Origin of the sequence: Petralouisia muris, from assembly GCF_004793545.1 — a bacterium.
Classification (GTDB): Bacteria; Bacillota; Clostridia; order Lachnospirales; family Lachnospiraceae; genus Petralouisia; species Petralouisia muris.
In genome coordinates this window covers 1-1,359 of the sequence record NZ_SRYA01000207.1, presented here as the reverse complement: position 1 = coordinate 1,359, position 1,359 = coordinate 1, and the positions used below count along the sequence as shown (strand labels likewise).

The following is a 1,359-nucleotide window of genomic DNA, read 5'->3' as shown; positions in this document are numbered from 1 at the left end:
TGATATTGTCAATATCCCTTTACACTTTTTCTTCACGAAATCTTTAAGATGCCTGCTCCAGTGATTCATAATACTGTTTCCTTTTGAGCATTGGAGGCAGGCCGCCATTGGCTGAACAAATCCTCCGGTTGTTCCAATAGATGATAAAGTATCTCCATATCAGGGTTTTCAGTTCCTCGATCGTCATTTTCTTTGTATCATATCTGCCATACAGGAGTTCCTCTTTCATCCTTGCCCACATGGCCTCACAGCGTGCATTGTCATGACATCTGCCGCCATCACTGTTCATACTCTGCACGATTCCATAACGGTTTAGTTCTGCCCTGTAAGATGCGCTCGTGTACTGGCTCCCGCGGTCGCTGTGGATGATTGCGCCGCAGATGGATGGGAATGCCTTATGCGCTTTCTCTATTGTCGATACGCACAGCTGCGCTTTCCTGTTGTCTGCCATTGCAAGCCCCAGGACTCCAAGGTCATAACAGTCAAAGATAGCAGAAACATAGAGTTTCCCATCCCGCGCAGGAATTTCAGCGATATCCGTCACGCATTTTTCCAGCGGCCTTTCTGCCGTGAAATCCCGCTTTAAAAGGTCATCTGATTTTCGGGCGTTCCTGTCAGCCTTTGTAATGCCAGTTGGCTTGCGTTTTGGCCTGTGGCTTAATCCTATTTCTTCCATGACCCTGTAGACGGTTCTTTCGCCGGGGATGTCTTCATCTGGATATTTCAGCTTTAATGCCTGGCACATCCGGCAGCGGCCGTATGTGCCATTACATTCATCCTCTGCCACAATGCATCGCATTTTTTCAGCGAGGTCTTCATATTTCCACGGAGCATCCCGGTGTTTCAGATACCAGTAAAATCCCTGCCTTGTCACGTTAAGGGCATCACAATAAAACGCAATTTTCCCTTTGATCAAGCCGCCGTCTGTCTTTCTATCAATAAACCTCATCCTCAAGTTTTTGCTGACTTCCGACGGCTCGCTGCGAAAAAAGCGCTCGCCTCCGCCAGAAATTCATTTTCCTCTTTTAAACGTGCATTTTGCTTTGCTAAGTCCCTGTTTTGCTGCCTGAGTTTTTGAACCTCCTCCGTAAGGCTCATGGCTGTATTGGGAGTCTGGTTCCCTGGTCCCAGATCCAATCTGGCTTCTTTGGCGCGTTTATTCCAACCATAAAGAGTATCTGTATTGATACCCAATTCTTTTGCCGCCTTACTGAATCCGATTTCCCTGCCAAGCTTTACTGCCTGAATTTTGAACTCCTCGTCATAAACTTTTTTCTGTGCCATTTTACACCCTCCATTTTCACTTCTTTTTTTATAAACCCGTGAAGTGGAAGTGTCAAGTATTATGATACAACATCA

General features: G+C 46.2%; 2 protein-coding genes. Both read right to left on the bottom strand.

Features of this window, described 5'->3' with window-relative positions; translation table 11 throughout:
* Positions 1-43: 43 nt before the first annotated feature.
* Positions 44-949, bottom strand: a complete 906-nt coding sequence (locus E5329_RS29075; RefSeq protein ID WP_135992571.1) for an IS3 family transposase — start codon at positions 947-949, stop codon at positions 44-46.
* A 2-nt stretch (positions 950-951) separates the two neighbouring features.
* Positions 952-1,284, bottom strand: coding sequence for a transposase (locus E5329_RS29070; RefSeq protein ID WP_135992570.1), 333 nt, complete (start codon positions 1,282-1,284; stop codon positions 952-954).
* Between the last annotated feature and the right edge of the window lie 75 nt (positions 1,285-1,359).